This is a genomic window from Paenibacillus tianmuensis, assembly GCF_900100345.1.
GTDB lineage: Bacteria > Bacillota > Bacilli > Paenibacillales > NBRC-103111 > Paenibacillus_G > Paenibacillus_G tianmuensis.
Genome location: NZ_FMTT01000004.1, coordinates 21,609 through 47,275, shown reverse-complemented (window position 1 = coordinate 47,275; position 25,667 = coordinate 21,609). Strand labels below are relative to the sequence as shown.

22 protein-coding genes are annotated in these 25,667 nt (G+C 55.7%); 15 read left to right on the top strand and 7 right to left on the bottom strand.

What is annotated here, in order from left to right; translation table 11 throughout:
• Positions 1-194: 194 nt before the first annotated feature.
• Positions 195-707, top strand: coding sequence for a metal-dependent hydrolase (locus BLO51_RS03995; protein WP_090667113.1), 513 nt, complete (start codon positions 195-197; stop codon positions 705-707).
• Positions 708-740: 33 nt separating this feature from the next.
• Positions 741-1,313, top strand: a complete 573-nt coding sequence (locus tag BLO51_RS03990; protein WP_090667110.1) for an SMI1/KNR4 family protein — start codon at positions 741-743, stop codon at positions 1,311-1,313.
• Positions 1,314-1,457: 144 nt separating this feature from the next.
• On the opposite strand, the gene BLO51_RS03985 is transcribed toward BLO51_RS03990, so the two are convergent.
• From BLO51_RS03985 to BLO51_RS03975, 3 genes are all read right to left on the bottom strand, one after another.
• A complete protein-coding gene (locus tag BLO51_RS03985) occupies positions 1,458-2,555 on the bottom strand; it encodes a glycine-rich domain-containing protein (protein WP_090667107.1) in 1,098 nt (365 codons plus the stop codon).
• Positions 2,556-2,585: 30 nt separating this feature from the next.
• Positions 2,586-4,652 (bottom strand): ABC transporter ATP-binding protein, encoded by a 2,067-nt coding sequence (locus tag BLO51_RS03980; protein WP_090667104.1) that lies wholly within the window; start codon positions 4,650-4,652, stop codon positions 2,586-2,588.
• An 83-nt stretch (positions 4,653-4,735) separates the two neighbouring features.
• Complete coding sequence (locus BLO51_RS03975) at positions 4,736-6,481, bottom strand: ABC transporter ATP-binding protein (RefSeq protein WP_090667100.1); 1,746 nt, start codon at positions 6,479-6,481, stop codon at positions 4,736-4,738.
• 671 nt (positions 6,482-7,152) lie between these two features.
• On the opposite strand from BLO51_RS03975, the gene BLO51_RS03970 reads away from it, so the two are divergent.
• Complete coding sequence (locus BLO51_RS03970) at positions 7,153-8,118, top strand: PfkB family carbohydrate kinase (RefSeq protein ID WP_090667096.1); 966 nt, start codon at positions 7,153-7,155, stop codon at positions 8,116-8,118.
• A gap of 144 nt (positions 8,119-8,262) precedes the next feature.
• Positions 8,263-9,705 carry an aspartate ammonia-lyase gene (gene aspA, locus BLO51_RS03965; protein ID WP_090667093.1) on the top strand — a complete coding sequence of 481 codons (1,443 nt, stop codon included), beginning with the start codon at positions 8,263-8,265 and terminating at the stop codon, positions 9,703-9,705.
• 91 nt (positions 9,706-9,796) lie between these two features.
• Here the strand turns inward: aspA and BLO51_RS03960 are convergent, their stop codons facing one another.
• On the bottom strand, positions 9,797-10,729 hold the full coding sequence (locus BLO51_RS03960; RefSeq protein WP_090667090.1) for a DMT family transporter: 933 nt from the start codon (positions 10,727-10,729) through the stop codon (positions 9,797-9,799).
• 239 nt (positions 10,730-10,968) lie between these two features.
• Here BLO51_RS03960 and BLO51_RS03955 point away from each other — a divergent pair, with 239 nt between their 5' ends.
• From BLO51_RS03955 to pfkB, 3 genes are read left to right on the top strand one after another with little or no spacing between them, the layout of a single operon-like run.
• Entirely contained in the window at positions 10,969-12,024 is a 1,056-nt protein-coding gene (locus BLO51_RS03955) for an SIS domain-containing protein (protein WP_090667087.1), read from the top strand.
• A 22-nt stretch (positions 12,025-12,046) separates the two neighbouring features.
• Positions 12,047-12,913, top strand: a complete 867-nt coding sequence (gene fba / locus BLO51_RS03950; protein WP_090667085.1) for a class II fructose-1,6-bisphosphate aldolase — start codon at positions 12,047-12,049, stop codon at positions 12,911-12,913.
• A complete protein-coding gene (gene pfkB, locus BLO51_RS03945) occupies positions 12,910-13,839 on the top strand; it encodes a 1-phosphofructokinase (protein ID WP_090667083.1) in 930 nt (309 codons plus the stop codon). Before fba ends, pfkB begins: the two co-directional genes overlap by 4 nt.
• A gap of 91 nt (positions 13,840-13,930) precedes the next feature.
• Here the strand turns inward: pfkB and BLO51_RS03940 are convergent, their stop codons facing one another.
• A complete protein-coding gene (locus tag BLO51_RS03940; protein WP_090667081.1) occupies positions 13,931-15,010 on the bottom strand; it encodes a hypothetical protein in 1,080 nt (359 codons plus the stop codon).
• A 250-nt stretch (positions 15,011-15,260) separates the two neighbouring features.
• Between BLO51_RS03940 and BLO51_RS03935 the strand changes: the two genes are divergently transcribed.
• Positions 15,261-15,758, top strand: coding sequence for a L,D-transpeptidase (locus BLO51_RS03935; protein ID WP_425415797.1), 498 nt, complete (start codon positions 15,261-15,263; stop codon positions 15,756-15,758).
• A 436-nt stretch (positions 15,759-16,194) separates the two neighbouring features.
• Here the strand turns inward: BLO51_RS03935 and BLO51_RS03930 are convergent, their stop codons facing one another.
• Complete coding sequence (locus tag BLO51_RS03930; protein ID WP_090667077.1) at positions 16,195-17,457, bottom strand: hypothetical protein; 1,263 nt, start codon at positions 17,455-17,457, stop codon at positions 16,195-16,197.
• Between the two features lie 350 nt (positions 17,458-17,807).
• A complete protein-coding gene (locus BLO51_RS03925) occupies positions 17,808-18,014 on the bottom strand; it encodes a DUF1657 domain-containing protein (protein WP_036676992.1) in 207 nt (68 codons plus the stop codon).
• Positions 18,015-18,160: 146 nt separating this feature from the next.
• On the opposite strand from BLO51_RS03925, the gene BLO51_RS03920 reads away from it, so the two are divergent.
• From BLO51_RS03920 to BLO51_RS03890, 7 genes are all read left to right on the top strand, one after another.
• Positions 18,161-19,021, top strand: coding sequence for a DUF421 domain-containing protein (locus tag BLO51_RS03920; RefSeq protein ID WP_090667075.1), 861 nt, complete (start codon positions 18,161-18,163; stop codon positions 19,019-19,021).
• 25 nt (positions 19,022-19,046) lie between these two features.
• The gene (spoVAC, locus tag BLO51_RS03915; protein WP_090667072.1) at positions 19,047-19,526 is read left to right on the top strand and encodes a stage V sporulation protein AC; all 480 of its coding nucleotides are present in this window, start codon (positions 19,047-19,049) and stop codon (positions 19,524-19,526) included.
• A 1-nt stretch (position 19,527) separates the two neighbouring features.
• The gene (gene spoVAD / locus BLO51_RS03910) at positions 19,528-20,541 is read left to right on the top strand and encodes a stage V sporulation protein AD (protein WP_090667070.1); all 1,014 of its coding nucleotides are present in this window, start codon (positions 19,528-19,530) and stop codon (positions 20,539-20,541) included.
• Positions 20,542-20,553: 12 nt separating this feature from the next.
• Positions 20,554-20,919: a stage V sporulation protein AE gene (spoVAE, locus tag BLO51_RS03905; RefSeq protein WP_090667556.1), complete on the top strand. Its 366-nt coding sequence runs from the start codon at positions 20,554-20,556 to the stop codon at positions 20,917-20,919.
• A 272-nt stretch (positions 20,920-21,191) separates the two neighbouring features.
• Positions 21,192-22,151, top strand: coding sequence for an AAA family ATPase (locus tag BLO51_RS03900; RefSeq protein ID WP_090667068.1), 960 nt, complete (start codon positions 21,192-21,194; stop codon positions 22,149-22,151).
• Between the two features lie 2 nt (positions 22,152-22,153).
• Positions 22,154-23,398, top strand: a complete 1,245-nt coding sequence (locus tag BLO51_RS03895; protein WP_090667066.1) for a DUF58 domain-containing protein — start codon at positions 22,154-22,156, stop codon at positions 23,396-23,398.
• Positions 23,395-25,617: a transglutaminase TgpA family protein gene (locus BLO51_RS03890; RefSeq protein ID WP_090667064.1), complete on the top strand. Its 2,223-nt coding sequence runs from the start codon at positions 23,395-23,397 to the stop codon at positions 25,615-25,617. The genes BLO51_RS03895 and BLO51_RS03890 overlap by 4 nt, the downstream gene beginning before the upstream one ends.
• Positions 25,618-25,667 lie beyond the last annotated feature (50 nt).

Here is a 25,667-nt window from a genome sequence, read left to right as displayed (position 1 = left end):
GTTTTGGACGGCATGCGCTAACGGTTTCTTAACAATTGCGGATGGAAGGCGCGAGAGGAAGAGAAAAAAGGGTCCGCCAGCGAACGGATTTATATCCGGTTGGGAGAAATGTAGAAATGCGATCATATGTTTGGTATAATGAGGAAGCTCTTGGCCGGGCCGCGACAACACAGAATAATAAGGAGGATCTAAGAATGCTGCAAAAAACGCACAGCGTCGCCGGTATGCTGGCCGCGGAAGGGGTACTGGTGCACTTTCAGGTGCCGCTTCTGTCCTGGGAAACCGCCGCTGCGCTTCTGATTGGCTGCTTGGCAGGGCCTTTGGCCGACATCGACAAACCGGGATCGACGATGGCCAAAGTATTTTTTCCGCTGTCGTTCGTGCTGCGGCTCACGAACGTCCGGCATCGGACGATGACGCACTCCGTTCTATTCCTGTTCGCTATTGCCACGCTGCTGACGCCGCTTCCGGAACTGCTGTTCTGGAGCTTTTTGCTCGCGTATGCGTCACACGCCTTTATTGATTTGTTTAATTACCAGGGAGTCGAGCTGCTGTGGCCCATCAAGTTCAAGTTCCGGCTGCTACCGAAATTTATGGCCATCGAAACGGGTTCGTACAAGGAAAGCGGATTCCGCTACTTTCTGATGCTGCTCTGCATTGCGCTGCCGGTCTTCTACAATTGGGACACCGTCTCCGATCTGTTCTGAATGATCCATTTTTGTTCGTAAAGGGGCATACCAATGAATATCCACGACTATATCAAACAAGGCTTTGAGACTTATTATGAGCGCTATAATCAAGTTACTGAGGAAGGTTTCGGCAGATGGATGAGGCCAGGGGTCCCGGATGAAATGAAAGCAGCGGATTACGGTGATGATAAAGATGAATGGTCAATTTGGAAGCTGGTTCCTTCTGTTGTGAGTGAAGACGATATTGGCGCACTGGAAAAAGAATTTGGGCTGACGTTTCCAGAATGGTACAAGGCTTTCATTTCTACATATCATCATTATTTTGACGTAGTACCCGAACAAGGGATAGATAAGCCGTTAGATGGTATTAAAAACATGTATAATCCATTACTATGCAAGTTAGGGTACCTCCCATTTTCATGGGATACAGAGTACGGCGAAATATTATGTATCGATCTAAAGGAACTCCCGGATGAAGATCGTTGTGCCATCTATCAGATTGAGCATGAAGTCTTATTTGATATGGACGAAACAACTACCGAACGTGATGAGCTTAAAGCCTCGTTAGAATTTCTATATCCTAATTTCAAGACGTATTTTGATCGTACTTTTTTAGAGGGGTAAAGATAGGAATTGTCGGTGATTATAACCGGTAAGTTCTGTAACAGTTGACCACTAAGCGAACGGCTTCAACACGTAGAGAAAGCCAAGCCACCCTGAAAAAGGGCGCTTGGCTTTTGCTGTCTCTTGGCTTTTTCTGTCTATAGATCAGTCGCCTCCGCCACCGCAGCTGGACGAAGAGGAGCAGCTTGAAGAGGATGAGCAGCTTGAGGATGAGCAGCTTGAGGACGAGCAGCTTCCAGACGAACCGCTGCCGCTGCCGTCGTCGTCGCCGCGGTTATCGGACCAGATGCCGCTGCCGCAGCCGCTGGAGGAAGATTGGTGCCCCGCCTCGCGCTTGGCTTCTTCCTCGGCTTCTTCCTCCGGGAGTAGCCCCTGCATCTGTTCTTCGAAGTTGGTCCATTCCGTGACCGAATAGAACAGCATCGCGCCGGCCAAATACGGCATGAAGGAAGGGCCGTGCGATTCGGAAGGCCGCTCCGCGTAGGTCGGATTAACCGCCGCCTGCCGCAACTGGTCCTTCGCCTGCTCGATTAACCATCGGACCGTTTGCCCGATTTCAGGGAATTGGACCGCCGCTTTGTGATTGAACCACCGCTGCTCAAGCTCCGCCTCGCTCTCCGAGCTCAGCGCGTCGATCCGCTGTCGATCGAGCGGGTAGCGGAAAAAGCTTCCCCAGATTTCCCCCGTAAACGGCGTAGCCGCAAATAGGTGCGCGTACACCCAATCGAACCAGGCGCGCCCGCCCGGGTCCGGCCTGCCGTCCGTATGCGGCGCATGGTGAATCGTCGCGCCGAGCAGCGTTTCTCCAAAGCGCTGGTACTCCCGGGTGAACATCAGCATCTCGTGCCAGATGTCGTCCACCGCTTCGCTGAACATCGGCACCTCTTTCATCACGGCCGTCATCAAAAAGTATCGTTTCAGCTCCAGTAGCTTCCATTCGTATTCGTCCTCGCTCATGGAGGGATATTTGTCGAGCACCCGCTTCCGCAGCCGGTCGCCGTATTCCGCTTGCAGCACTTGCTCCAGCCGGTCTGCAGCCGGCTTCAGCGGAACGCCGGGCTGAAGTCCGAGTCCGGCCGGTCGCGGCTCGCTCCGGTAATCCGGCTTTGCCGGCGTTCGCGCAGGCAGTGTCGTCCTGCGGACCGGCCCCGGCCGGCGCTGGTTCGTTCTTCCGGATTTGGAAGTAGCGGCAATGATCAGCACAACGATGATAACAAGGATAAAGATAAAGATAACGGACATAGGGTACCTCCCTGAGGCGTGATGACCATATTATACCATAGCCGGCCCGGACACAGCTCCTTCGGAGGTCCTGATTTTGGAAGCTTTCTCCGCCGACAGCTCACCCGATTGCAGCCGGTACATTTGATAATATCTTCCCCCAAGCCGCATCAGCTCGTCGTGTGTCCCGCTTTCTTTAATTTCACCCCGGTCGAGGACAAGGATTTGATCCGCTGCTTTGATGGTCGACAGCCGGTGCGCGATGATAAAGGTGGTCCGGCCCTTCTTCAGCACCTCCAGCGCCGCTTGAATAATGGCTTCCGTTTCCGTGTCGATGCTGGCTGTAGCTTCGTCCAGGATGAGAATCGCCGGGTCGAATGCCAGCGCCCGGGCAAACGAAATGAGCTGCCGCTGACCCGCGGAAAGCGTGCTGCCTTTCTCGACGACAGGCTCGTCGATGCCTCCGGGCATTGCGGCGAACATCTCGTATGCGCCGACATCGCGAAGCGCCCGTTCCACCTGCTCCCGAATAATGGAGGGATCGTCCAGGCTGACGTTCGAGGCGATCGTTCCGGTGAACAGGAACGGGTCCTGCAGCACGATCCCCATATGCTGGCGGAGCAACTGCTGCGGAATGTCCCGGATATCCCGGCCGTCGATGAGAATTTGTCCTTCCCGGACCTCGTAGAACCGGAACAGCAGGTTCAGGATCGAGCTCTTGCCGGAGCCGGTATGGCCTACAAGCGCGAGAGTCTCGCCCGAGCGGGCGCGGAACGTAATGTTTTTGAGCACGTCCTCGCCGGGCTTGTAGGCAAACGAGACGTTCTCGAAGGCGACATTTCCTTTATAGCGCTCCAGTTTGCCTTCGGCTACTTCGGTACCTTTCTCGTCCAGCAGCTCGAACACGCGCTCCGCCGACACAAGGGCCGTTTCCAGATTGCTGAGCTGGTTCACGATGCCGACGATCGGCTGGAACATCCGGTTCATGTAATCCACGAAGGCGTACAGCATCCCGACCGTGACAAGCGTGCCAAGCCAGCCGCCGCCGAACATCCAGATGACGGTCAGAAAAATAACGTTTCGGATGACGCTCACCAGATTATGCGAGGTGATCGAATTTAAGCTGAGCAACTTGTTCTTGTACTTAAAATACTGCTCGTTATGCTGCTCGAACTCTTCAAGCGTTTCCTTCTGCCGGCGGAACGCCCGGATGATCGGCATCCCTTGAATCGATTCGTTGATCATTCCATTGATGTCGCTGAGTCTGGAACGGATCGTATGGTTGTATTTAGAGGCGAAACGGCGGTATACAACGATCCACACGTAAAGGATCGGCACCAGTGGAAGTGCGATCAGCGCCAGCTTCGCATCGAGAAAGAACAGCGTGCCGAGAATGGCCGCCATGTAGACGATACCGGAAAAAAAGTTCGACAGTACGTTGACGTACAGCTCGCGGATCGATTCGGTATCGTTCGTAATACGCGACACGACTTTGCCTGCGGGCAAGTTATCGAAATAGTTAACGGGCAACCGTCCGACTTGGGCGAACACGTCTTTGCGGATCTTCTGAATGATCCGGTTGGCGGTTGTCTGCAGCAGGTACTTCTCCCCGTAGACAAGCAGAGCGCTTAGCACGATCAGCCCGAAATAACAGGTCGCCAGCACGACGAGCCGTCCAAATTCCGGTTCGTAAAAGGCATAAAGTTGAGGCGTCATCAGCTCCCGCACCGGATAGACGGCCTGCCCGCTATCGCCGACCACTGTCAGTTCGTTCTCTTTCACGCTGCGCTGACCGTCGAAGCGAAGCGGGCCGTCGACGAAATAGTAGCCGCGCCCGACCTGCAGCACCCGGACTTCGCGTCCCTTTGTTTCGCCTTCCGCCCAGCGGTCTTGCCGTTTGTACGCCTTGCCATCGTAGACGACGGCGTCTTTGCTTCCTTCGGCCGCCTCGTACCAGGGGTATTCCACGCCGAGAATATGGCGATCGATCATTTGTTTGGCGACAAGCGGTCCGGCCAGCTCCGCGCAGACAGCTGCGGTCAGTAGGATGAGCGCAATCAGGATCGGCCGCTTGAACAACGCCGCATAGCGGTATAACCGGATACCGGTTTGTTTCATGAGGAATCACCTTCGTTTCCGCTGTGCGGACGGATCGCTATTCCGGAGCGATTTCGTCCGCTTCGCTTATTTTGAACGGGGATCTACGCCCCGATATTCGCTTCGAGCTGCTGGCGGTCGTACTGCTCCTTGTACCAGTCTCCGGCCTGAAGCAGCTCTTCGTGGGTGCCTTCTTCCGCGATCCGCCCTTCATCCAGCACGACGATCCAGTCGGCATGCTGGACGGCCGACAGCCGGTGAGTGACGATCAGCGTCGTCTTGCCTGCGCGTTCCTGGCGAATCCCCGTGATGATTTCCGCTTCCGTCTTGGCGTCGACAGCCGATAGCGCATCGTCGAGCATGAGAATTTCGGGATCGACGATCAAGGCGCGGGCGATGGACACGCGCTGTTTTTGACCGCCGGATAAAGCGACGCCCTTTTCGCCGACCAGCGTTTCCAGACCTTCGGGCAGGAAGTGCACGTCCTTGGCGAACGAGGCGAGCTCCAGCGCCCGCTGCACTTCCGTTTCGTTCGCATGGCTGCGGCCGAACGTAACATTTTCGCGGATCGACCGCGAGAACAAGATCGGCTGCTGCGGCACATAGCCGATCCAGCCTTGAAGCGTATCGGGATCGATCCGGTCAGCCGGCACGCCGGACAGCCGGACCGTTCCCTGGCCGGAAGGGTATTCGCGCAGAAGCTGCTTGAGCAGCGTCGTTTTACCGCTTCCCGTCCGGCCCACGATTCCGAGCGTCTGACCGCGCTCCAGCTTGAACGAAATATCCACGAGATTATCGCCAGGAGAAGAAGGATAGCGGAACGTCACGCGGTCGAATACGATGCTTTCCGGCACGTCGACCGGGACGGGATTCGCCGGGTCTTCCACATCCGGCTCGTACGCGAGCGTTTCGTTGACCCGATCCAGCGAAGCGTTGCCCCGCTGCATGAGGTTGATGAGCTCGCCGATCGCGAACATCGGCCAAATCAGCATGCCGAGGAAGACGTTGAACGAAACCAGCTCCCCGAGCGTAATTTCGTTGTGGAACACCAGATAAGCGCCGTAGCACAAACCGATCAAATAGCTGATGCCGACCAAAATTTTCACCGTCGGATCGAACAGCGCATCGACGCGGGCGACGGCGATATTTTTCCGGAACACGTCGTCCGAGATGCGGTGGAACCGTTCCTCGCTGGCCTTCTCCTGCACGAAGGCGCGGATGACCCGAACGCCGCCGATCGTCTCCAGCACCTGGTCGTTCAACTGGCCGAACGCGTCTTGCGCGCTTATGAAGCGCTCGTGGATCCGCTTGCCGAACCTGCTCATCAGCAGCGCCATGAGCGGCAGCGGCAGCAGAGAAGCGAGCGTCAGTTTCCAACTAATAGACACCGCCATCATGATTAAGATCGTCAGCATGTACAGGCTGGAGTCGATCAGAGTCAGTACCCCGAAGCCTGCGGTCGCCGAGACGGCATTCAGATCGTTCGTTGCCCGGGCCATCAAATCGCCCGTCCGGTTGCGTTCGTAGAACGTCGGCGTCATCTTGGCGAAGTGACGCATCAGACGCGAGCGGAGCAGACGCTCCAGCATGAAGGCGCCGCCGTACAGCTGATACATCCAAACGTAAGTAAGCACGTAACACAACAGACCTACTGCGGCCCAAAAGCCAAGCACCTGATAAAGCTGCGCACCGGTCAGCGTCCCTTGATGAATGCCGTCGATGGAATAACCGATCAGCTTCGGGGGAATAACCTCCAGAATCCCGGCGAATAGCAGCAGCAGGATCGCGGAAGTGTATCGTTTCCAGTGCATGGCGAAAAACCAGCGCAGCTTTTTTAATACGATAAACATGTGAATGTACTCCTTTCCTGTTCTATAAAGAATGGTTATGCGGCGGCGTTTGGAAACCGACGCCAAAAAAGGCATGCCGCTCGTAAGCGATATGCCTTAATACATCCGTATCCAAGGGATGCTTATCTGTTCGCAACAAACACCTTACGCGGGTTATTAACTGCTGCGGACCGATAAAAAAGGCGCACGATTACGAGAGTGCGTAACCATGCGCCGCGTGTACGGAAGAAATTCGCAGAACGGCGAACGAGCCGTTACGATTCCAGCGCGGAGTGGCTGCACCGAACAATCCGGTTGTCCAGAAGATGTACGCGAAATTTTTCGTCTCCAGCGAGCATCATATGGCAGCCATCCTTTCTTTGGGAATAATCTACAAATGTCACTGTACCATTGGGCGGCTTGTACTGTCAACGGGAAAAACAATTATAATCGATTTGGGACAAAGGGCTCGAAAAAAGACAAGATCGAATCCAAGCGGAGACTTGAGTTTCCAACCGTCCTGAATTACATTGAAGTTGGCAGGGTTCGTTGACGGCTTGATTTCCCTGCGACTACAATAGAATGGAACGTTGCCTGAAACGTCTGCGGAGCCGGAATGCTTTGATCCGAGAGGCTGCAAGCGCCGACAACGTGAACCGATCGGAATTTGATAAAACGGACGGAGGATGGACATGAATAAACTGGATGCCGTCGCCATCGGAGAGCTGCTGATCGATTTTACGCCAGCGGGCGTGTCCGGGCAGGGGCTGCCGCGGTACGAGCAAAATCCCGGCGGCGCGCCGGCCAATGTGATGGCAGGGCTGACCAAGCTTGGCAAACGGACGGCGTTTATCGGCAAAGTCGGCGAGGATGCGTTCGGCCGTTTTTTGACGGGGGAGCTGGAGAAGCACGGGGTGGATACGGGTGGCATGGTATTTACCTCAGAAGCCGGTACGACGCTGGCTTTTGTCAGCCTTGATGCCAGTGGAGACCGTTCGTTTAGCTTTTACCGTAATCCTGGGGCGGACATGCTCCTGCAGGAGTCGGAGATCGACTGGAAGCGGATCGGGGAAGCCGCCTTGTTTCATTTCGGCTCCGTCTCGATGACGCACGAGCCTTCGGCTTCGGCGACGCTCCAAGCAGCTGCCTTTGCCCGCCGGGAAGGCAAGCTCGTCTCCTTCGATCCGAATCTTCGACCGCTCTTGTGGCCGGATTTGGACCGTGCCAAGCGGCTCATTCTGGAAGGCCTGATTTACAGCGACGTCCTGAAGCTCTCCGAGGAGGAACTGCATTTTCTGACCGGCGAGCGGGACTTGGAGGCGGGTACCCGGCAGCTCCAGGAGCAGTACGGCACTCCGCTGATCTTCGTAACGCTTGGGCCGGACGGCAGTTTTTATCGTCAGGGTGAGCGGACGGGCCGGGTGCCGGGCTTCGCGGTAAATGCCGTTGATACGACCGGCGCGGGCGACGCGTTCTTCTCGGGCGCATTGTTCCGGTTGATGGAATCCGGGAAGCGTCCGGACGAGCTGACGGAGGCGGAGCTTGACGAGGTGTGCCGCTCGGGCAATGCGGCCGGCGCGCTTACGACGACCCGCAAGGGAGCCATTCCCGCTCTGCCGTCCCGGGAGGAACTGGACCAACTGATTCGCGGAAGTTGACGGGACAAGCATGGAAACGTTTTATTTTTCGATGTCAAGCCCTTTCAACCATTGGTAAATTGAGATACAATAACGTATGGAGATGACACTGCTTGTAAGTTCATCCCGTTGCAACTTATCGCAGCCATAAAGGGGAGACAGGTCATGACCAGCGCGCAATATCGGGTGGAAAAAGACTTTTTGGGCACGAAGGAAGTACCGGTCCATGCTTACTATGGAGTTCAGACGATGCGGGCCGTGGAAAACTTTCCGATTACCGGATACCGGATTCATAAAGAGCTGATTATCGCCATGGCGACGGTCAAAAAAGCGGCGGCTATCGCCAATATGGAGATCGGACAGCTGAATCCGAACCTCGGGAAGGTCATCGTTCAGGCGGCCGAGGAAATCATCGCCGGACAATGGCACGATCAATTTATCGTAGATCCGATTCAAGGCGGGGCGGGCACGTCGATCAACATGAACACGAACGAAGTCATTGCCAACCGAGGCATCGAGCTGCTCGGGGGCGAGAAGGGCAACTACTTTACGCTTAGTCCCAATACCCATGTGAACATGGCGCAGTCGACGAACGACGCTTTCCCGACGGCGATTCATATTGCCGTTCTGACGCTGCTCGATCAGCTGCTTGAGGTGATGAACGAGCTGCATGAAGGCTTTGAGGCTAAAGCGAAGGAATTCGATAGCGTTATCAAAATGGGCCGGACGCATTTGCAGGACGGCGTGCCGATCCGTCTCGGCCAGGAGTTTGAAGCTTACCGCCGGGTACTTGCGAGAGATATCAAGCGGATTACCCAGACGCGTCAGCACTTGTACGAGATCAATATGGGCGCGACGGCTGTCGGCACCGGCTTGAACGCCGACCCGCGCTACATAAAGCGCGTGGCGGAGCTGCTGGCTGAATTGAGCGGCTTCCCGCTGGTCAGCGCGGAGCACCTCGTCGATGCGACGCAGAACACCGACGCCTATACCGAAGTGTCTGCGGCATTGAAGGTGTGCATGATCAACATGTCGAAGGTGGCGAACGACCTGCGGCTGATGGCTTCGGGACCGCGTACCGGCTTGTCCGAGATCAGTCTGCCAGCGCGTCAGCCGGGCTCCTCGATCATGCCAGGCAAAGTGAACCCGGTCATGTGCGAGGTCGTCAACCAGGTTGCATTCCAGGTGATCGGCAACGACCATACCATCTGCTTGGCTTCCGAAGCGGGGCAGCTTGAGCTGAACGTCATGGAGCCGGTTCTGGTGTTTAACCTGCTGCAATCGCTCAGCATGATGAGCCAGGTGTTCAAGGTGTTCAAAACATACTGCCTCGACGGCATCCAAGCGAATATCGACCACTGCAAAGAGTACGTGGAGCGGAGCGTCGGCGTCATTACCGCGCTGAACCCGCATCTGGGCTACGAGCCGGTGGCGAGAATCGCCCGCGAGGCGATCGAAACCGGCCGCTCGGTCCGCGAACTCTGCCTCTTGTACGATGTGCTGCGCGAAGACGAGCTGAACTTGATTTTGGACCCGTACGAAATGACGAATCCGGGCATCGCGGGCGCATCGCTGCTCGAAACGCATCGGGACGAAGAGAAGAAATAACGGAAGGACGCTTCCGTCAGGTCGGTTAGGCGACAAGCGCCGCTGTCTCAAGGGACGGCGGCGCTTGTTTTTTGCAATGAGCAGATCTGGCTTATGAGCCAATGTTGATGTTGATTTGATTCGAAGGGGCCTTTTTCAAAGCCACCAATAAAATCATCCCGATGATGCAGGACGTGCCGATCCACTGAAAATATCCAAACGGCTCTTTCAGCCAAAGAACCGTGGTTAACACAGCCGCCAACGGCTCCAGACTGCCGACAAGGCTTGATTCTTTGGGGGAAAGAGTTTGCAAGCTTTCGATATAAAACCAAAAGGCGAGCATGGTACCGAATACGATCACGAATACCAGGTATAAGAAGGCTTCTAGCGGCATGCCGGCAAAATCCGCCTGCCAAGGCGGATGGATAAAGCTTAAAGCGGCGCTTCCGATGATCATACCCCAGCCGACAATAACAAGCGAATCGTACTGCTTCAACAAAGGAACCGCATATACCGTATAAAACGCTAACGTTACCCCCGACAATACTCCCCATACAATGGCTGGCGTCGGCACCGATAATTGAGAGACGGAGCCGTTGGTTAATAACAAAAAGCAGCCGACTAAAGCAAGGGAAACGGTTACTAGGTCTTGGCGTGTGAAAACCGCTTGTTTTCGCAGGACGAGATAAATAATAATCATGACCGGAGCCAAATATTGCAGCAGCGTGGCTACGGCGGCATTGCCGTGCTGGATCGAAGCCATATACGTATATTGAACCGCAAGCGTGCCAAACAGCGCGAAAATAACCAGGCGCAGGGCTGCTTTTCTGTTTTTCCAGACACCGAATATTTGAGAGCGGTCTTTTGTAAACAATTGCACGGCTAAAAGTAAAATACCGGCTACAAGCAATCGTGTTGTGACCAGCCAATCGACCTCGATGGCGTAGTGTTGAAAGAGCTTTTTGGCGACGGTGCCGCTTATTCCCCATAAGATCGCTCCGGTTATGACGAGAAATAATCCTCTTCTTCCAGCAGGACTATCCATAAAAGAGTCTCCACCTTTTCATCATGCGAATCAAAAATTTCAAGATAATGTTTCTCCTCATTTCGTATTATCGCAAGATTTTTATATTTTGTATATCCATTGTATGGTAATTTAACAAAAAAAACGCCTTTCTATAGAAATCACGATCACCGTATAGCTATCATATGTTTGAAATAAATGATTGAAAAAATCAAAATTATGATTTATATTATCATTAATAAGACGAAAGGGGTAATATTGTGAAGCCATTCGGTCAATATACGTATCCTGAAATTTCAGCACAGGCGGAGGCGCTGAATGCGGCGCTTGCACAGCTTCAGCAGCAAGGAGACTGGGTGCAAAAGCATCTCCTCGATTCGGAAACGGACGAGACGGTGTTCATCGGCAGCGGCTCATCCTATTATCAAGCCTTGGCGATGGCGTCCGTTTATCGGGCATGGCTGGGCAAAAGTGCAACGGCCTATCCTTCCTCGGAGGTGTTCCTATTCCGCGAGCAGACGCTCCCTCCGAACCGCAATTATTTGGTTATCGGTGTATCGAGATCGGGCGAATCGACGGAGGTGCTGCTGGCGCTGGAAGCCGTGAAGCCGCTTCCTAACGTGAAAGTCGCGGGTATCACCTGCTACGAAGAGAGCAGCATGGCGAAGCTGGCGGATTGTCTAGTGTCCCCGCTCGGTAAAGAAACGAGCACCGTCATGACGAAATCGTTCAGCAGCATGACGTTTTTGATGCACGCGGCGATCGCCAAGGCGGCGGGCAAGCAGGATCAATTCGAACAGCTTGCTTCGGTCGCGCAAACGGACGATCAAGTCGTCAAAGCCGCCGACGCTTTCATTAAACCTTTGGTCGACACGAACGATTTTCAAAAGGTCATTTACCTCGGTATGGGCACGTACTATGGCATTGCGCTGGAGGCGAGCTTGAAAATCAAAGAAATGTCCTACGTCTGGACGGAAGCGTATGGTACGCTGGAGTTCCGCCACGGTCCCAAGTCGATTGTGGAGCCGGGCACGCTTGTCTGCGTGCTGCTGTCCGAGAAAGCGCGCGATTACGAGCTGAAGGTCGCCAAGGAAATGCAGGAGTACGGCGCATTCGTGCTGCTCGTCACGGCGAAGGCCGGGGAAGATACCGCGTTCGCGGATGCGGTATTCGAAGTCGGCGGAGCGGAGATGAGCGACGATGCCCGCACGGTGCTTTATTTGCCGGCGCTGCAATATTTGGGCTTCTATACGGCCATGAAACGCAATGTGGACCCGGATATGCCCCGCAACCTGACGCAAGTGGTCAAAATTTAGCCGGAAGCGAGATGACATCGATATGCCATTAGTATCATCCACCTCATTGCTTGAAGCGGCCCGCGCGGGCGACTACGGAATCGGCGCATTCAACGTGCATACGCTGGAGATGCTGCAAGCGGTCGTCGACGCCGCAGAAGAAACCGGATCGCCTTTAATTCTTCAATCGACGGTAGGGACGGTCAAGCATCTCGGTCCCGATTATATCGCAGCGGCAGCCACGGTTGCAGCCAACCGTTCCCGGGTGCCGATCGCGCTTCATCTGGACCATTGTACGGACTTTGCAACGATCGTGCAGTGCATCCGGGCCGGATACACGTCGGTGATGATTGACGCCTCGATGCTGCCTTTCGAAGAAAACGTGCGCTTGACGAGGCAAGTCGTCGAAGTGGCGCGCGCCGCCGGCGTTAACGTCGAAGCCGAGCTTGGCAAAGTGGGTGGCGTTGAGGACGATATCGTCGTGGCCGAACACGAAGCGCTGATGGCCGACCCGCAGGAGTGCGCCGAGTTCGTCGAGCGGACCGGCGTCCACACGCTGGCGCCTGCAATCGGCACGGCTCACGGCATTTACAAGGGCGAGCCGAAGATCGATTTCGACCGTATCCGGCGCATTGCCGACATCGTTCCGTTGCCTCTTGTGCTGCACGGCGGCTCCGGCATCCCGGAAGAGCAGGTGAAGCGCTGCGTCTCGCTCGGCATGGCTAAAATGAACATCGCCACCGAGATCCGCATCGTCTTCTCCGACGCGATCAAGGCCGTGTTTGCGGACAACCCGCAGGAGAACGATCCGCGCAAATATATGATTCCGGCCAAGAAGGCCGTGAAAGAAGCGGCAATTGAAAAAATGCGGATGGTCGGCTGCATCGGCAAAGCCGGAGACCTCCGATGATCGTCACCGTCACCTTGAACGCGGCCATCGACAAGACATATCATTTGCCTGCGCTGGCCGCAGGTCAAGTCTCACGGGTGGACCGCGTGTATGCGGAGCCGGGAGGCAAAGGGATCAATGTCGCCCGCGTCATCGCGCTGCAAGGCGTTCCCGTACTGGCGACCGGATTTGCCGGCGGCAGCAACGGCGATTTTATCGAACGCGGATTGGCGCGGCAGGGCATTGCGCACGACTTCGTGAAGATCGAGGGCGAATCCCGCATCTGTCTGAACATCATGGATCAAGACGGCGTGTCGACGGAGCTGCTGGAGCCGGGACCGACGATCGCCGGGCAAGAGATGGAGGCGATGCGGCAAAAACTTGCGCAGCTTGCCGTGCGGGCGAAGGTCGTCGCTTTCAGCGGCTCGCTTCCTACCGGCGTGCCAAAGTCCTTTTATGCGGAATTGATCGAGATCGCTCAAGGGCAGGGCGCCGTCGTATTTTTGGATACGAGCGGGGAAGCGTTGATGCGGGGCGCGGAAGCGAAGCCTTACTTTATCAAGCCGAACGAGGACGAAGTCGCGCAATGGCTCGGTCATTCGATCGAGGACGAAAATGCGCTGATGCAAGGCTTGCTGCGGCTGAATGAGACCGGCATTCCTTGCATCAGCGTATCGATGGGAGCGCAAGGCTCGCTTGCCGCTTTTCACGGCGTCTGCTACCGGGTGCGTGCCCCGAAGGTCGATACAGTGAATGCGGTCGGCTGTGGGGACGCTTACGTGGCAGGGATGGCCATCGGCGTCTCTCAAGGGCTTCCCGTCGAGGAGTGCCTCAGATTGGCGACCGCTTCCGGAACGGCTAATGCGTTGACGGCTCGGGCGGGCTACGTCGAGCCGGAGGATGTCAAGCGGCTGCTCGACGAAGTCGTCGTAGAGCTGATAGGGTAGCCGCAGAAAATTCATAAGAAAGGCAGAACCGACATCGATCGGCCTGCCCTCTATTATTCGCTGGAGTCGCTTTGTGGCTCCTTTTTTAGTTCTAGTCGCAATAAAGCTGGTCCAACCAATAAATCCCCGTCGGCTGCCGATCTTTATCCGCCACCTCGACCAGACTGACGCTAGAGCTGTGGGCTAGGCTTCTCAGCGAGTCGCCGGTGGCCCGGCCTTCGATTTCGATGATGCGAAATTTAGTGAATCTGGGATGCTTTTCGAGCAGTGACAAATCTTTCAGATCGTCGCCAAACCAGATAACCGTAAATTCCTCCCCGTCCTCCGTTTTTCCAATTGCATAAACCTGGGAGATTTGGAGGCTGTATATCTCGGCCAGCTTTTTCGGATCCGAGGTAGCGGAATTCTTAAAGGTAGCGGCAAACGGCCAGAAGCTCTGCTCCGACAAGCTTTCCACCCGCTGAGCAGCGCTCTTCCGGTATTGCTCCAACGTTTCCTTGGAATAAATGTTCGTATAGTCGCCTTTTACGGTTTTAATGTTTTTTTCATCCACATGCGATATGGAAGAAGCAGCGAGATTTTCCGGAGCCGACTTGAAATTCGAGTTTGTTTCACTGACCTGCTTCCACTCTATGCGGGCGAGCTGATCCTTGGTATCGGACAAATCGTTGATTGTGCCTCCGGGCTGTCCGAATCTTTGCAGCGAGTGCAGGGTCAGGCTCGGCTTATCGTTGCCATCTCGGGAGCTCCACCCTGTGTATAAGGTATACGATTTATTCGGATTCAGCCGGTCTCCGCCCAGCATCGATACGATGACTTCGTCTCCCGCATTTTCTCCCCCGGTATTCAGATCGACCTTTACCCCAGGCAGATTGGTCATGATGACTTTAGGCTTCAAAGCATCGGAGGCGTCGGTTTGAAAGGCCAAAGCGGGAATGTTGCGGAAAATGTCCTGCTTTTGAAACGCTTGGATCTGTTCTTTGGTCCACTCGGCGCGAACCTTTGTCGTCATAAAGTCTTTCCCGACTTTATAGGCTTCCAGTTTTGCTTTGGCCGGCAAATCCGCGTTCGCCGCCTTTGAATTCGTAAATTCGCTCTGGTAAGCGAAGGCCCCGGTGCATAAGAAAAGCTGCATAGCCAATGCCGCCGAGACTACGGTCCGTTTCTTCATCTTCTTGGAATACCTCCTCGAATTTTGCTTTTTGCTCATGGAAAAAAGACCATTAACTGCCAAGCACCTTCCTTCTTTATAAGACGCAGCATAGCTTCAAAAAGTTTCAAGTTTTATACAAAGCAGCCGGGGCCATCGAATTGGAGAAGGGAAGAGGCCCGTGACGGGCGAATAGGCGGCTTGCGCGTTGGAGCACACTAAAACGGCGTGTGACTTCATCACGAAAGAGTAAGGATGATGGGCGTTGAGAATATCTCTTTTTCTCCTGATGCTTTTGTTCAGCGCTTGGCCGATAGAAAGCGCACTCGGAGAGGCGCCGAAGCCTTCGACAGAGACGTTGCCCCCGGCCGGTTTGGAGGAAGAAGGCGTATATTTGTTGATCGATAAATCGGAGAACCGGCTGACCGTCATCGTGAACGGGAGGGCAGCCTACGGCTTTGCCGTTGCGACAGGACGGACAAAGGAGCTGACGCCGTCAGGGACGTTCCATATTGTGACCAAAATCGTGAAGCCGTGGTACGTGCGTAAGCAAATTCCCGGAGGGGACCCGCGAAATCCGCTGGGGACGCGTTGGATGGGCATTAACGTTCCGGGCTCGGGAGGTTACCGTTACGGCATTCACGGAACGAACCGGCCATACTCGATCGGCAGCAGCGCTTCGTCGGGCTGCGTCCGCATGCACAATAGAGATGTCGAGTGGCTGTACCGCCACATTCCGCTCGGTACGGCGGTCATCATCCGGGATTGAACGGGCTTGCCCAACTTTTTTTAAAAAGGTTGGAATAAAAACATCGCGGCCGGCACATACTACAATCAACGGTGAAAAGAGAGGTGTGGTTCCGTTGAACAGTTCAACGAGAAATACCGTGGAAGTTGCTTCCGAATCGAGATAGAAGCGGAGGGATGTGCCAAAGACACGTTAGAGTAGTACACGTACTGCGATCGTGAATGAGGTAAGACCCGAGCTTGAGGCGAGGTTCAAGGCAAAATACCAAAATCGTTCACCGTTGGAAAGGACTCCGCAAGGGGTCCTTTTTCCTGTTATCGGTCTGATCCGGCAAGAGCTTCAAACGGACCGTAAGTCCGTTTCTCGGTTCCATCATGCTTACATTATCTGACACACGCAAAAGACGACCCCTGCGCCGTGCAGAAGGCCGTCTCTTATGATGATCGAAGAACCGAAATCAGGCCGCAGGGTCCGGCTTGCCGAGAAACTTCCAGAATACCCCACCTAGCAGATCCTCGATATCGCGGCGGATCTCCTCTTCCTCCAGCCGCCAGCCGGCGTCGAACAGGTCGCCGTATTTATCGCAGAGCACTTTGCCGATAATCGCGCGCGAATGATCCCATTTGTACAGGAGCTGATCCAGAATACGGCAATCCGAGTGCTGTGGAATGACGCTGCCGCCAAGCAGCTCAAGCCGCATCCGCGTAATCTCCTCGATCAAGCTCGGGTTGTTCAGAAACCACCAGCAGCCGAACACGAGCAGGTTGCGGTTTTTCCGCGCGGTGACAGCCAGCTCGTGCTGGTTTTCCCGGGACAACATCGTGACCAGAAATTTCACGTCCTGATACTTGCTGACGATTCGCTCGACCGCGCCGATGTCGCTTTTGCCAAGGCTGTCGCCCGCATCCTTCAGGAACGGATTGACCTTGCGCTTCACGCCGATCATCATCGCAAACGGAATTCCCGCTTCCCGTGCAACCGGCACGATACACTCATCGATGATGCGGACACGCGCGGAATCCTCCGGATACGCAAAATCGTTCGGCAGCGAAACGGCCATATACAGCGGGTTCATCCGGGCAATCCAATCCTTCAGGAAACGGCGGACTTCGGCGAGCGTGCCACCGGACAAGTCGGCGTCAACCTCATAGCCCTGCTCCTTGAGCTTGCTCCAGGAGCTATCCCACAGATTAAGCAGCGGATCGATCCGCAGCGCGGCCAGGAAGCGGGGGTCCTGAGGTGCACCAGTTTCCCATTTCCCGCGTTCGTAAGCATCGAATGGATCGTTGGTCATGACGACCGTCTTCACGTTCGCCAGCTTCAAAATGCGGTCGATGTAGTCGCTGGCGCTGACGCTGCGGAAATACGCGCGGTACTCCTCCAGATCGCGCTTCGCCAGATCGAAGCCGAGCCGGTTCAATACCGTGACGACGCCGCGGCACGATTCGCTGTAGGGCGAATGGTCGATAAACAGCGTCTGCCAGATCAAGTCGGCCTGCTCCTGTTTGGACAGCTGCCAGAAAGCGTCATAAGATATATCCGGGCGGAAACGGAACGTTTCGGCGATCAGATAATGGTACGTCAGCAGCTCGTCTACTCCCCACAGCAGCAGGTCTCCGAACGATTCGGCAAACAGATGGGTATGAATATCGGTGACCGGGGTGGCGTGCACCGTTTCGGTCACAAAGGCAGTCAACTGCTCCTTGGTTGCAATCGTCATGATATCGGTAGTCCTCCCGAAAATCGATTAATGTTCACGTGAACAATGGATTTATTATAGCACTTATTTGGACTTTAGGATAGAGATGGGCTTTTGTCCTGTGCCATTTATTTTAACCGGGCATAGCATGAAGGGACGATTGCAAACCATCTGGATAGGGGCGAATGCCGTTGGGATTTTTCACTTCCATGCTGCTCATTCTGATCTTGTTTATTTTGCTGCTGATCGTTTTGATGGTGTTGGCTTGATGCCAATCGCTGCATATGAACACCGGCGCAGGAATACAAAGCGCAGTAAAAACAGCCCGGGAGCCGTTTGGAAGAAACGGACCGGGCTGTTTTCGCCATGCCTTAAAACCCTTTATATTGGGGCTCCTCATTCTCGAGCTGCTGCACACGCGAGCTGACTTGGTCAACGATTTGCTGCGTTTGCTGCGCGCAATTTTGGAACAGCGTCTTGGCTTCCTGATTTTGCGTGCCCAGCGCGAACGTTTCCAGACTGGCTTGCGCGCTTTTCAGCGAAGCCAGCGTCGTTTTCACTTGGCTTGCTACGGTCATCGTTATCACCTCCACAACCGATAATGTGCGCGATTCAAGGAATACTGATGAATGTCAATAACTACCTGCCATAACTATTCCGTTTCGGCAAATAATTTAATTACACCAAGAAAGCTAAAGCTCGTGCGGAAAAGGAGAGGAATTCGTTGCAGGATTGGATGCACATTTTTTTTCGGGCGCTTTTGACGATCGCGATCTTGTTTTTGATGACCCGGATTTTGGGGAAAAAACAAATATCTCAATTGACCTTCTTCGAATACATAACGGGAATTACCCTTGGCGAAGTTGCGGGGTTTATGTCCACGGACGTCGAGGCGAACTACATGCACGGCTTTATCGCCTTGCTGCTCTGGTTCGCGGTTCCGCTACTGCTGGAGATGCTGACGCTGAAAAGCAAACGGCTGCGGGACTGGTTCGAGGGAAAAGGAACGGTGTTCATCAAGGAAGGCAAAATTCTCGAGGATAATTTGAAAAAAGAACGCTATACCGCCGACGAGCTGCTGGAGCAGCTGCGGACCAAAAGCGTGTTTAACGTGGCCGACGTGGAATTTGCCATACTGGAACCGAGCGGGGATCTCAGCGTGCTGCTGAAAAAAGAAAATCAACCGCTCACGGCGAAGCATCTCGGAATCAAAACGGCGCCTGAACGCGAGTCGCAAGCGGTCATTATCGACGGCAACATGATGGACGAGCCGCTGGCCACCGCAGGATTAAGCCGGGAATGGCTCTTGACGGAGCTGGAAAAAATAGGTGTGACCTTAGAGAACGTGTTCATCGGTCAAGTAGACGCATACGGGGGGCTGCACGTCGATTTGTACGACGACATGCTTCTAGTGCCTGACGATGTGTCAAAGCCGCTGTTGTTTGCAACGCTCAAGAAGTGCGAAGCGGACTTGTCGCTGTATGCTCTGGCGGTTAAGAACGAGAACGCGAAGCACGTGTACGAGAGGTGCGTGGAGCAAATGAACCGTATCTTGGAGCAGGCCGAGCCTCTGTTGAAGCGATAAAAACCATGCAGGAGGAGGAGCGAGCATGACCACAAAGTCCAAAATGAAAAAGTTGACCTGGACCCAGCAGGAATATCAGGAATTCGCGAAAAAGCGAGAACCGGCGCGTCCGGTGTTACAAAACTGCATTCGCGCTTTTAGTGCCGGAGGGTTCATCTGTCTGATCGGACAATTCGTGACTCAATTCTTTATATACTGGTTCGGTTTTACCGATAAAACGGCGGCGAATCCGACGGTAGCGGTCATGATCTTCCTGTCCGTCGTTCTAACCTGCCTCGGCGTATACGACAAAATTGCCCAATGGGCGGGGGCCGGCTCGGCCGTTCCCGTAACCGGATTTGCCAACTCGATGTGCTCCGCGGCGCTGGAGCATAAAAGCGAAGGCTACGTGCTGGGCGTCGGAGGCAACATGTTTAAGCTGGCGGGTCCGGTTATCGTCTACGGGACGGTATCCGCATTTGTTATCGGGCTCATCCACTGGCTGTTTGGATTGGGGGTCAAATGAGATGCTGAAGGGAGCCCAAAGCTGGGAATTCAAGAAGCGGCCGGTCATCCGGGGGACGGCTACGATCGTCGGACCGGACGAGGGCAGCGGGCCGCTCGGCAACGAATTCGATATCGTGCACGCGGATACGACGATCGGGCAGGACAGCTGGGAGAAGGCCGAGAAAAAAATGCTGGAGGAAGCGGCGAAGCTGGCCATCGAAAATGCGTGCTTGACCAAAGAGCATATCCAGTTCTATGTCGGTGGTGACCTGCTGAACCAGATTATCAGCAACAGCTTTGCGGTCCGCACGATGCAAATCCCGTACCTCGGCATCTTCGGCGCTTGCTCGACTTCGATGGAGGGACTTGCCGTCGCGTCGCTGATCGTGGATTCCGGCTTCGGCCATCATGTGATGGCCGGCACCTGCAGCCATAATTCTACGGCGGAAAAGCAGTTCCGCTATCCGACGGAATACGGCTCGCAGAAGCCGCCGACCGCGCAGTATACGGTAACGGGCGCGGCTTGCGCCGTCTTGGGGAATCACGGTTCCGGACCGGTCGTGACCGGTGCGACGATCGGCCGCGTCATCGATATGGGCATCAAGGACCCGTTCAATATGGGGGCTGCGATGGCCCCGGCGGCGGTCGATACGCTGCAGGCGCATTTTCGCGATTTTCAGCGGGAGCCGGGTTATTACGATTTGATCGTGACCGGGGATTTGGCGAAAGTCGGCTACGAAATCGCGTGCGAGCTGCTGGAGAAGCACAAGGTGCCGATACATCAAACGTCCTACAAAGACTGCGGCCTGATGGTTTTCGACCGGGAGAAACAGGACGTGCAGGCCGGCGGCAGCGGGTGCGCCTGCTCCGCCGTCGTCACCTACGGGCATATTTTGAAGCGTTTGAAAAAGGGGGAGCTGAAGCGGGTGCTCGTGGTGGCGACGGGAGCGCTGCTGTCTCCGCTTTCCTTCCAGCAAGGAGAAAGCATTCCCTGCATCGCCCATGCGGTAGCGATCGAAAGCGAGGTGCGTTAGACTATGGATTGGATGCAGTTTGTTTGGGCGTTTATCGTCGGCGGGGCCATCTGCGTCATCGGACAGCTGCTGATGGACGTGATGCGGCTGACACCGGCGCATACGATGAGCGCGCTGGTCGTCGCAGGCGCGATCGTTGACGGCATTCCGATCGGCAATAAGAGCCTGTACGACCGGTTTATCGAGTTTGCCGGGGCCGGGGCGACCGTGCCGATCACAAGCTTCGGCAATTCGCTCGTTCATGGCGCGTTAGCTGAGCTTAAACTACACGGCGTCATCGGCATTATTACCGGCATCTTCGAGGTGACGAGCGCGGGCATCTCGGCAGCCATCATCTTTTCGTTTCTTGCGGCGCTTGTGTTCAGGCCGCAAGGCTGAGCGGACTTTAACATCATGCCCGGATCGATCCGTCCGTGTGTGCCCCGGCGACTCTCCGGGGCTTTTTGCATTTCGCCGAAGAAATTCATCGATTTTACACGTATCCCCCGTTTTTTGAATCCTGTACAATAAAAGAATAGATGTTTGCGTTTCCTTGTTACATTTTGTTGCAAATCGGAGTAACTTTTGCCATAGGGAACCGTTTTTGACAACTTTATTTCCCTCTCTTACGTATATACTTTGTATGATAACATTTCGAGGAGGCCCGGACGATGGAAACGATGATACGAGAAGATATTCAAGCCTTGAAGCGCATACAAGCGAACTTGGCATCCTGCATCCTCGGCAAAACGGACGAGATTGTGCTGCTGATGACCGCCATGCTGGCAGGAGGCCATGTGCTGCTTGAGGATGTGCCCGGCACCGGCAAGACGGTGCTGATCAAAGCGCTTGCCAAATCGATCCGCGGCCAGTTTCGCCGTATTCAATGCAATCCCGACCTTCTTCCTACCGATATTACGGGGGTTTCGATCTATCATCCGAAGGACGAGGTATTTATTTTCCGTCCCGGACCGATCATGACGCATATTTTGCTGGCGGACGAAATTAACCGGGCGACGACCAAGACGCAATCGGCGCTGCTCGAAGCGATGGAGGAGCGCCATGTGACGGTAGACGGGGAAACGTACGACCTGCCGAAGCCGTTCCTGCTGCTGGCAACGCAAAATCCGATTGATTTCGAAGGCACGTACATTTTGCCGGAAGCCCAACTGGACCGGTTTATGATGAAGTTCAGTCTCGGTTACCCGGATGCGGATACGGAAACGAAGATGATTTTGGCGCAAAGCGTCGTCCATCCGCTCGAAGAGCTGGAGCCGGTCGTGGACAGCGACCAGATTTTGGCGATCCAGAAACAGGTCAAGCAGGTGCATCTCGACGAAGCGGTTGCCGCTTATCTGGTCGCCGTCACCCGCAAGACGCGCGAGCACGGCTCGATCTACCTCGGCGCCAGCCCGCGGGCGACGCTTGCGCTCGTGCAAGCCTCCAAAGCGCTTGCCTTAATTCACGAGCGCGATTACGTCATCCCGGACGATATTAAATTTTTGGTGCCGTACGTGCTCGGCCACCGGATTTTGCTGACGGCCGAAGCCCGGATGGAGGGGGCAACGGTGCTATCCGTTCTGCAATCGGTCGTGCAGCAGGTGAAAGTGCCGGTTCGTTGGGAGAAGTGAGCATGACGAAACCTTCCTTCGTTCACAGGCTCCCGTTCAGGCCGCGGTTCAGCCGCAAATTTTGGGCGGTGGCGACGGCTTTTGCCGGAAGTCTCGGCTTCTTGCTGTTTCAGGGCGGCAAGCTGGCTTTAATGCTGTTCGTGATGATGACGGTTCTGAGTGTGTATTTGCTGCTGGGGCAGTGGAGCGGCATTAAGCGGACCCAAGGGGTACGCTCGCTGTCCAGCGGCGATTATGGCTCCCTGCTGCCGGCGGGCAGCTCGCTCGGCGTCACGATTCAACTGCACATTCCGGGTATATGGCCGATCCCTTATTTGTTTATCAAGGACCGCTTGGTTCACAAAAGCGGACGCGAGCTGGCGTTCGAAGCGACGGTCGTTCCCGACTGGCGGCGGCGCGCGGAATGGGAATACCGGACCCCGGCGATGCGCCGGGGGCGCTATACGTTCGGGCAGACGGAGTGCGTGACCGAGGACGTCTTCGGCTTGTTCGAGCACAAGGGCGGTCTGGAGCTGCCCCAGAGCGTCGCCGTGCTGCCGCAGACGGTGCAGATCCGGGAATGGCAGCAGTACAACCAAATGATGAAAGGAACGAGCCACCATTCGTCCACGACTCGGGCCGTCCGGGAGACGACGCAGATCAACGGGGTTCGCGAATATATTTACGGAGACCGCCTCTCCCGCATTCACTGGAATGCGACCGCCAAGACCGGCACTTGGAAATCGAAGGAGTTCGAGCGCGAATCGCTGCCCAAATCGTATCTGTTTCTCGATCGGGTGGGGCAAGCCTACGGGGACCCCGATCAGTTCGAATTGGCCGTATCCGTAGCCGCGTCCTTGTTTCAATACGGTTCCGAACGGGGGCTTGCGCTTGGGCTCGTCTCCACAGGCGCAGACGACTTTTATCTCGAGCCCAAGACCGGGCAAGCGCTGTATCAGGCGGCGCAGCAGCATTTCATCGATGTGGAAGCCGATGGCGCCCTTGACATTCGCCATGTGCTCAAAACCAAAGTGCATCAGCTGGTGCCCGGCAGCTTCGTTACGCTGATCAGCCCGATGTCCGGCGAACCGATGCTGCAGGCGCTTGCCTGGCTGAAGCAGCAGCAGATGAATCCTTGCCACCTTTGGATCGGCGGCGCCCGCGGCAAAGAGGCCTGGGTCAAAGATTTGTATGCGCGGGGCGTTCCCTGCTATGCCGTCAGGCAGCTGTCGGAGCTGCCCGGCCTGTTGGGAGGTCGGAAGGGATGAAGCGGCAGCGAATGTGGCTTAAGCGTCTGCTGTGGGACGAATGGCCGCACCGATTGTCGGTGCTGTTGTCTGGCTTGATTTTGCTCCAGTTCGTGTACTGGTTTGCCAAAGAAGACGGCTTCTGGCTTCCGGAGACGGTCGTCATCGTGAAGCTGACGCTTCTGGCGATCTTTGCGTTCGAGCATTTGACGCGGCTGCATTGGATCGTTCGCGGCATTTTGCAGCTTGCCTCCGTCGTGGTCATTAACGTGCTCGTGCTCGAGCAATTTGAAGTGATCGCGCCGATGAAGGCGTCCAGCTTTTTGAACTCGAAGCTGTTCTTGAATCTGTACGAGCTTACGCCGTATTTGTGGTTCGGCATGGGCGCCTGGGTCGTGTACGTGACGGTCATTTGGTGGGTGGAAGTCAAGTGGCGGGTCTATATTCTGCTGGTGGTCAGCTTGCTTGCGCTCTGCATCCGCGACTCGTTCTCGTCCATCTATCTGTGGCCGCAAGTGGCCGTGATCGTCGGCTGCGGGCTGCTGCTGCTCATTCTCAATCATTTCGCGCAGCTGCGGCGCAAAGATCCGACCGCTTGGCGGCATTTGGCGGAATATCCAGCTTCCATCGCCATGACGGCCGCCTCTTTAATCGGGGTGACGGTGCTCGCCGGATCGCTCATGCCCGAGGTCGGACCGATGCTGACCGACCCGTATACCGCTTGGCGCGCGTCCCAGGGAGAGTCGATGGCCTTCACTACGGGCAAAGGCGTCACCGTATCCCCCAGCGAGGCGATGGATTCCTCGTCGGGCTATAGCCGGAGCGATGCGAATCTGGGAGGCGGCTTCCGGTTCGACTATACGCCGGTCATGAAGATAGAAACGGATCACCGCGCTTATTGGCGGGGCGAGACGCGATCGCACTATACCGGCAAAGGCTGGGAGGAAAGAGACAGCGAGCGCGGTCCGTGGAACGCGATCAGGCCCGAAGCTTCGCTTCCGGCGGATGCCCGGTTGGCCGGCTCCAAGTCGAAGACGGTGGAGGTGAAGCAAACCGTCACGCTGATGTCGGAACAGCAGTATCCCGTACTGTTCGGAGCTTACTCCATCCAGAAAGTAATGGGGCTGAACGGCGTGAATAACGGCTTCGAGCCGCTGCAGTGGTCGGCTCCTCAATCCGAGATCCGCTACAGCGAGCGCCAGCCGTATCCGCAAACGTACACGATCGTCTCGCAAATGCCGGTTGTCAATGAAGAAGCGCTGCGGAAGCTGCTTCTTGCTCCGCTCGGACCGGATATGGCGGAATTCGTCCAGCTGCCAGGCAGCGTGCCGGAGCGGGTCCACAAGCTGGCCGCGGATCTGACGAAGGATGTGGCCACTCCGTATGACAAAGCGAAGAAGCTGGAGCAATACTTGCGGACGAGCTTTCCATATACGAATAAACCCGATGTCAGCAAGGGTCAAAGCCGGGATTTTGTCGACCGGTTCCTATTTGAGATCAAGGAAGGCTATTGCGATTATTATTCTACCGCGATGGTGGTGCTCTCCCGCTCAATCGGGCTGCCGGCGCGCTGGGTCAAAGGCTATGCGTCAGGGACGCCCGATTTTCAGCACACGGAGCTGCAAAGTTTCGCCCCCAACGAGCTGCTGATGGACCCGGACGGCGGCGGAGTCTACACGGTCCGCAACTCTGACGCCCACTCCTGGGTCGAGATCTATTTCGACGGCTACGGATGGATTCCGTTCGAGCCGACGGCAGGCTTCGCGATGCCGCGCGCCGTGCTGCTGGAAGAAACGTCCGCTTCGCCGGCGGAGCCTCAGCCTGCCCCGAAGCCGGAGACGAAGCCGGCCGAGCCTGCCGTCAAAACGCATCATGCGGCAGCTTGGAGCATTACCGCCGCCGCGATCGCCGTTGCCGCATTTCTTGTCTGGAAGCTGCAGGTTGTCGAGCTGCTGAAGGAACGCGCGCGCCGCCGCCGGGCTTCGCTGCTGAAGCAGAAGGTCATTGTGGAATGCGAACGCCTGCTGCGCATTTTCCGGCGCAAAGGCTATGTGCGCGAGGAGCACGAGACGCTGCGCGAAGCGGTGCGCCGCTGGTCCCGTCAGAGCCGGGGGATGAGCGAAGAGTTGGAGGCCGTGCTTCACGTATTCGAGAAGGCGAAGTACGGTAAAGCGGAAATCACGGAGGAAGACTGGAAACAAACGAATCAAATCGTCGAACGCTTGCGTTCGCAGCTGTAAATGTTAAACGATCGGCAGACCGCGCCTTTGCGGAGGGCGGTTTGCTTTTT

Coding starts and splice junctions, on each gene's coding strand:
- BLO51_RS03995 (WP_090667113.1), top strand. CDS start 195: ATGCTGCAAAAAACGCACAGCGTCGCCGGTATGCTGGCCGCGGAAGGG.
- BLO51_RS03990 (WP_090667110.1), top strand. CDS start 741: ATGAATATCCACGACTATATCAAACAAGGCTTTGAGACTTATTATGAG.
- BLO51_RS03985 (WP_090667107.1), bottom strand. CDS start 2,555: ATGTCCGTTATCTTTATCTTTATCCTTGTTATCATCGTTGTGCTGATC.
- BLO51_RS03980 (WP_090667104.1), bottom strand. CDS start 4,652: ATGAAACAAACCGGTATCCGGTTATACCGCTATGCGGCGTTGTTCAAG.
- BLO51_RS03975 (WP_090667100.1), bottom strand. CDS start 6,481: ATGTTTATCGTATTAAAAAAGCTGCGCTGGTTTTTCGCCATGCACTGG.
- BLO51_RS03970 (WP_090667096.1), top strand. CDS start 7,153: ATGAATAAACTGGATGCCGTCGCCATCGGAGAGCTGCTGATCGATTTT.
- aspA (WP_090667093.1), top strand. CDS start 8,263: ATGACCAGCGCGCAATATCGGGTGGAAAAAGACTTTTTGGGCACGAAG.
- BLO51_RS03960 (WP_090667090.1), bottom strand. CDS start 10,729: ATGGATAGTCCTGCTGGAAGAAGAGGATTATTTCTCGTCATAACCGGA.
- fba (WP_090667085.1), top strand. CDS start 12,047: ATGCCATTAGTATCATCCACCTCATTGCTTGAAGCGGCCCGCGCGGGC.
- pfkB (WP_090667083.1), top strand. CDS start 12,910: ATGATCGTCACCGTCACCTTGAACGCGGCCATCGACAAGACATATCAT.
- BLO51_RS03940 (WP_090667081.1), bottom strand. CDS start 15,010: ATGAAGAAACGGACCGTAGTCTCGGCGGCATTGGCTATGCAGCTTTTC.
- BLO51_RS03930 (WP_090667077.1), bottom strand. CDS start 17,457: ATGACGATTGCAACCAAGGAGCAGTTGACTGCCTTTGTGACCGAAACG.
- BLO51_RS03925 (WP_036676992.1), bottom strand. CDS start 18,014: ATGACCGTAGCAAGCCAAGTGAAAACGACGCTGGCTTCGCTGAAAAGC.
- spoVAC (WP_090667072.1), top strand. CDS start 19,047: ATGACCACAAAGTCCAAAATGAAAAAGTTGACCTGGACCCAGCAGGAA.
- spoVAD (WP_090667070.1), top strand. CDS start 19,528: ATGCTGAAGGGAGCCCAAAGCTGGGAATTCAAGAAGCGGCCGGTCATC.
- spoVAE (WP_090667556.1), top strand. CDS start 20,554: ATGCAGTTTGTTTGGGCGTTTATCGTCGGCGGGGCCATCTGCGTCATC.
- BLO51_RS03900 (WP_090667068.1), top strand. CDS start 21,192: ATGGAAACGATGATACGAGAAGATATTCAAGCCTTGAAGCGCATACAA.
- BLO51_RS03895 (WP_090667066.1), top strand. CDS start 22,154: ATGACGAAACCTTCCTTCGTTCACAGGCTCCCGTTCAGGCCGCGGTTC.
- BLO51_RS03890 (WP_090667064.1), top strand. CDS start 23,395: ATGAAGCGGCAGCGAATGTGGCTTAAGCGTCTGCTGTGGGACGAATGG.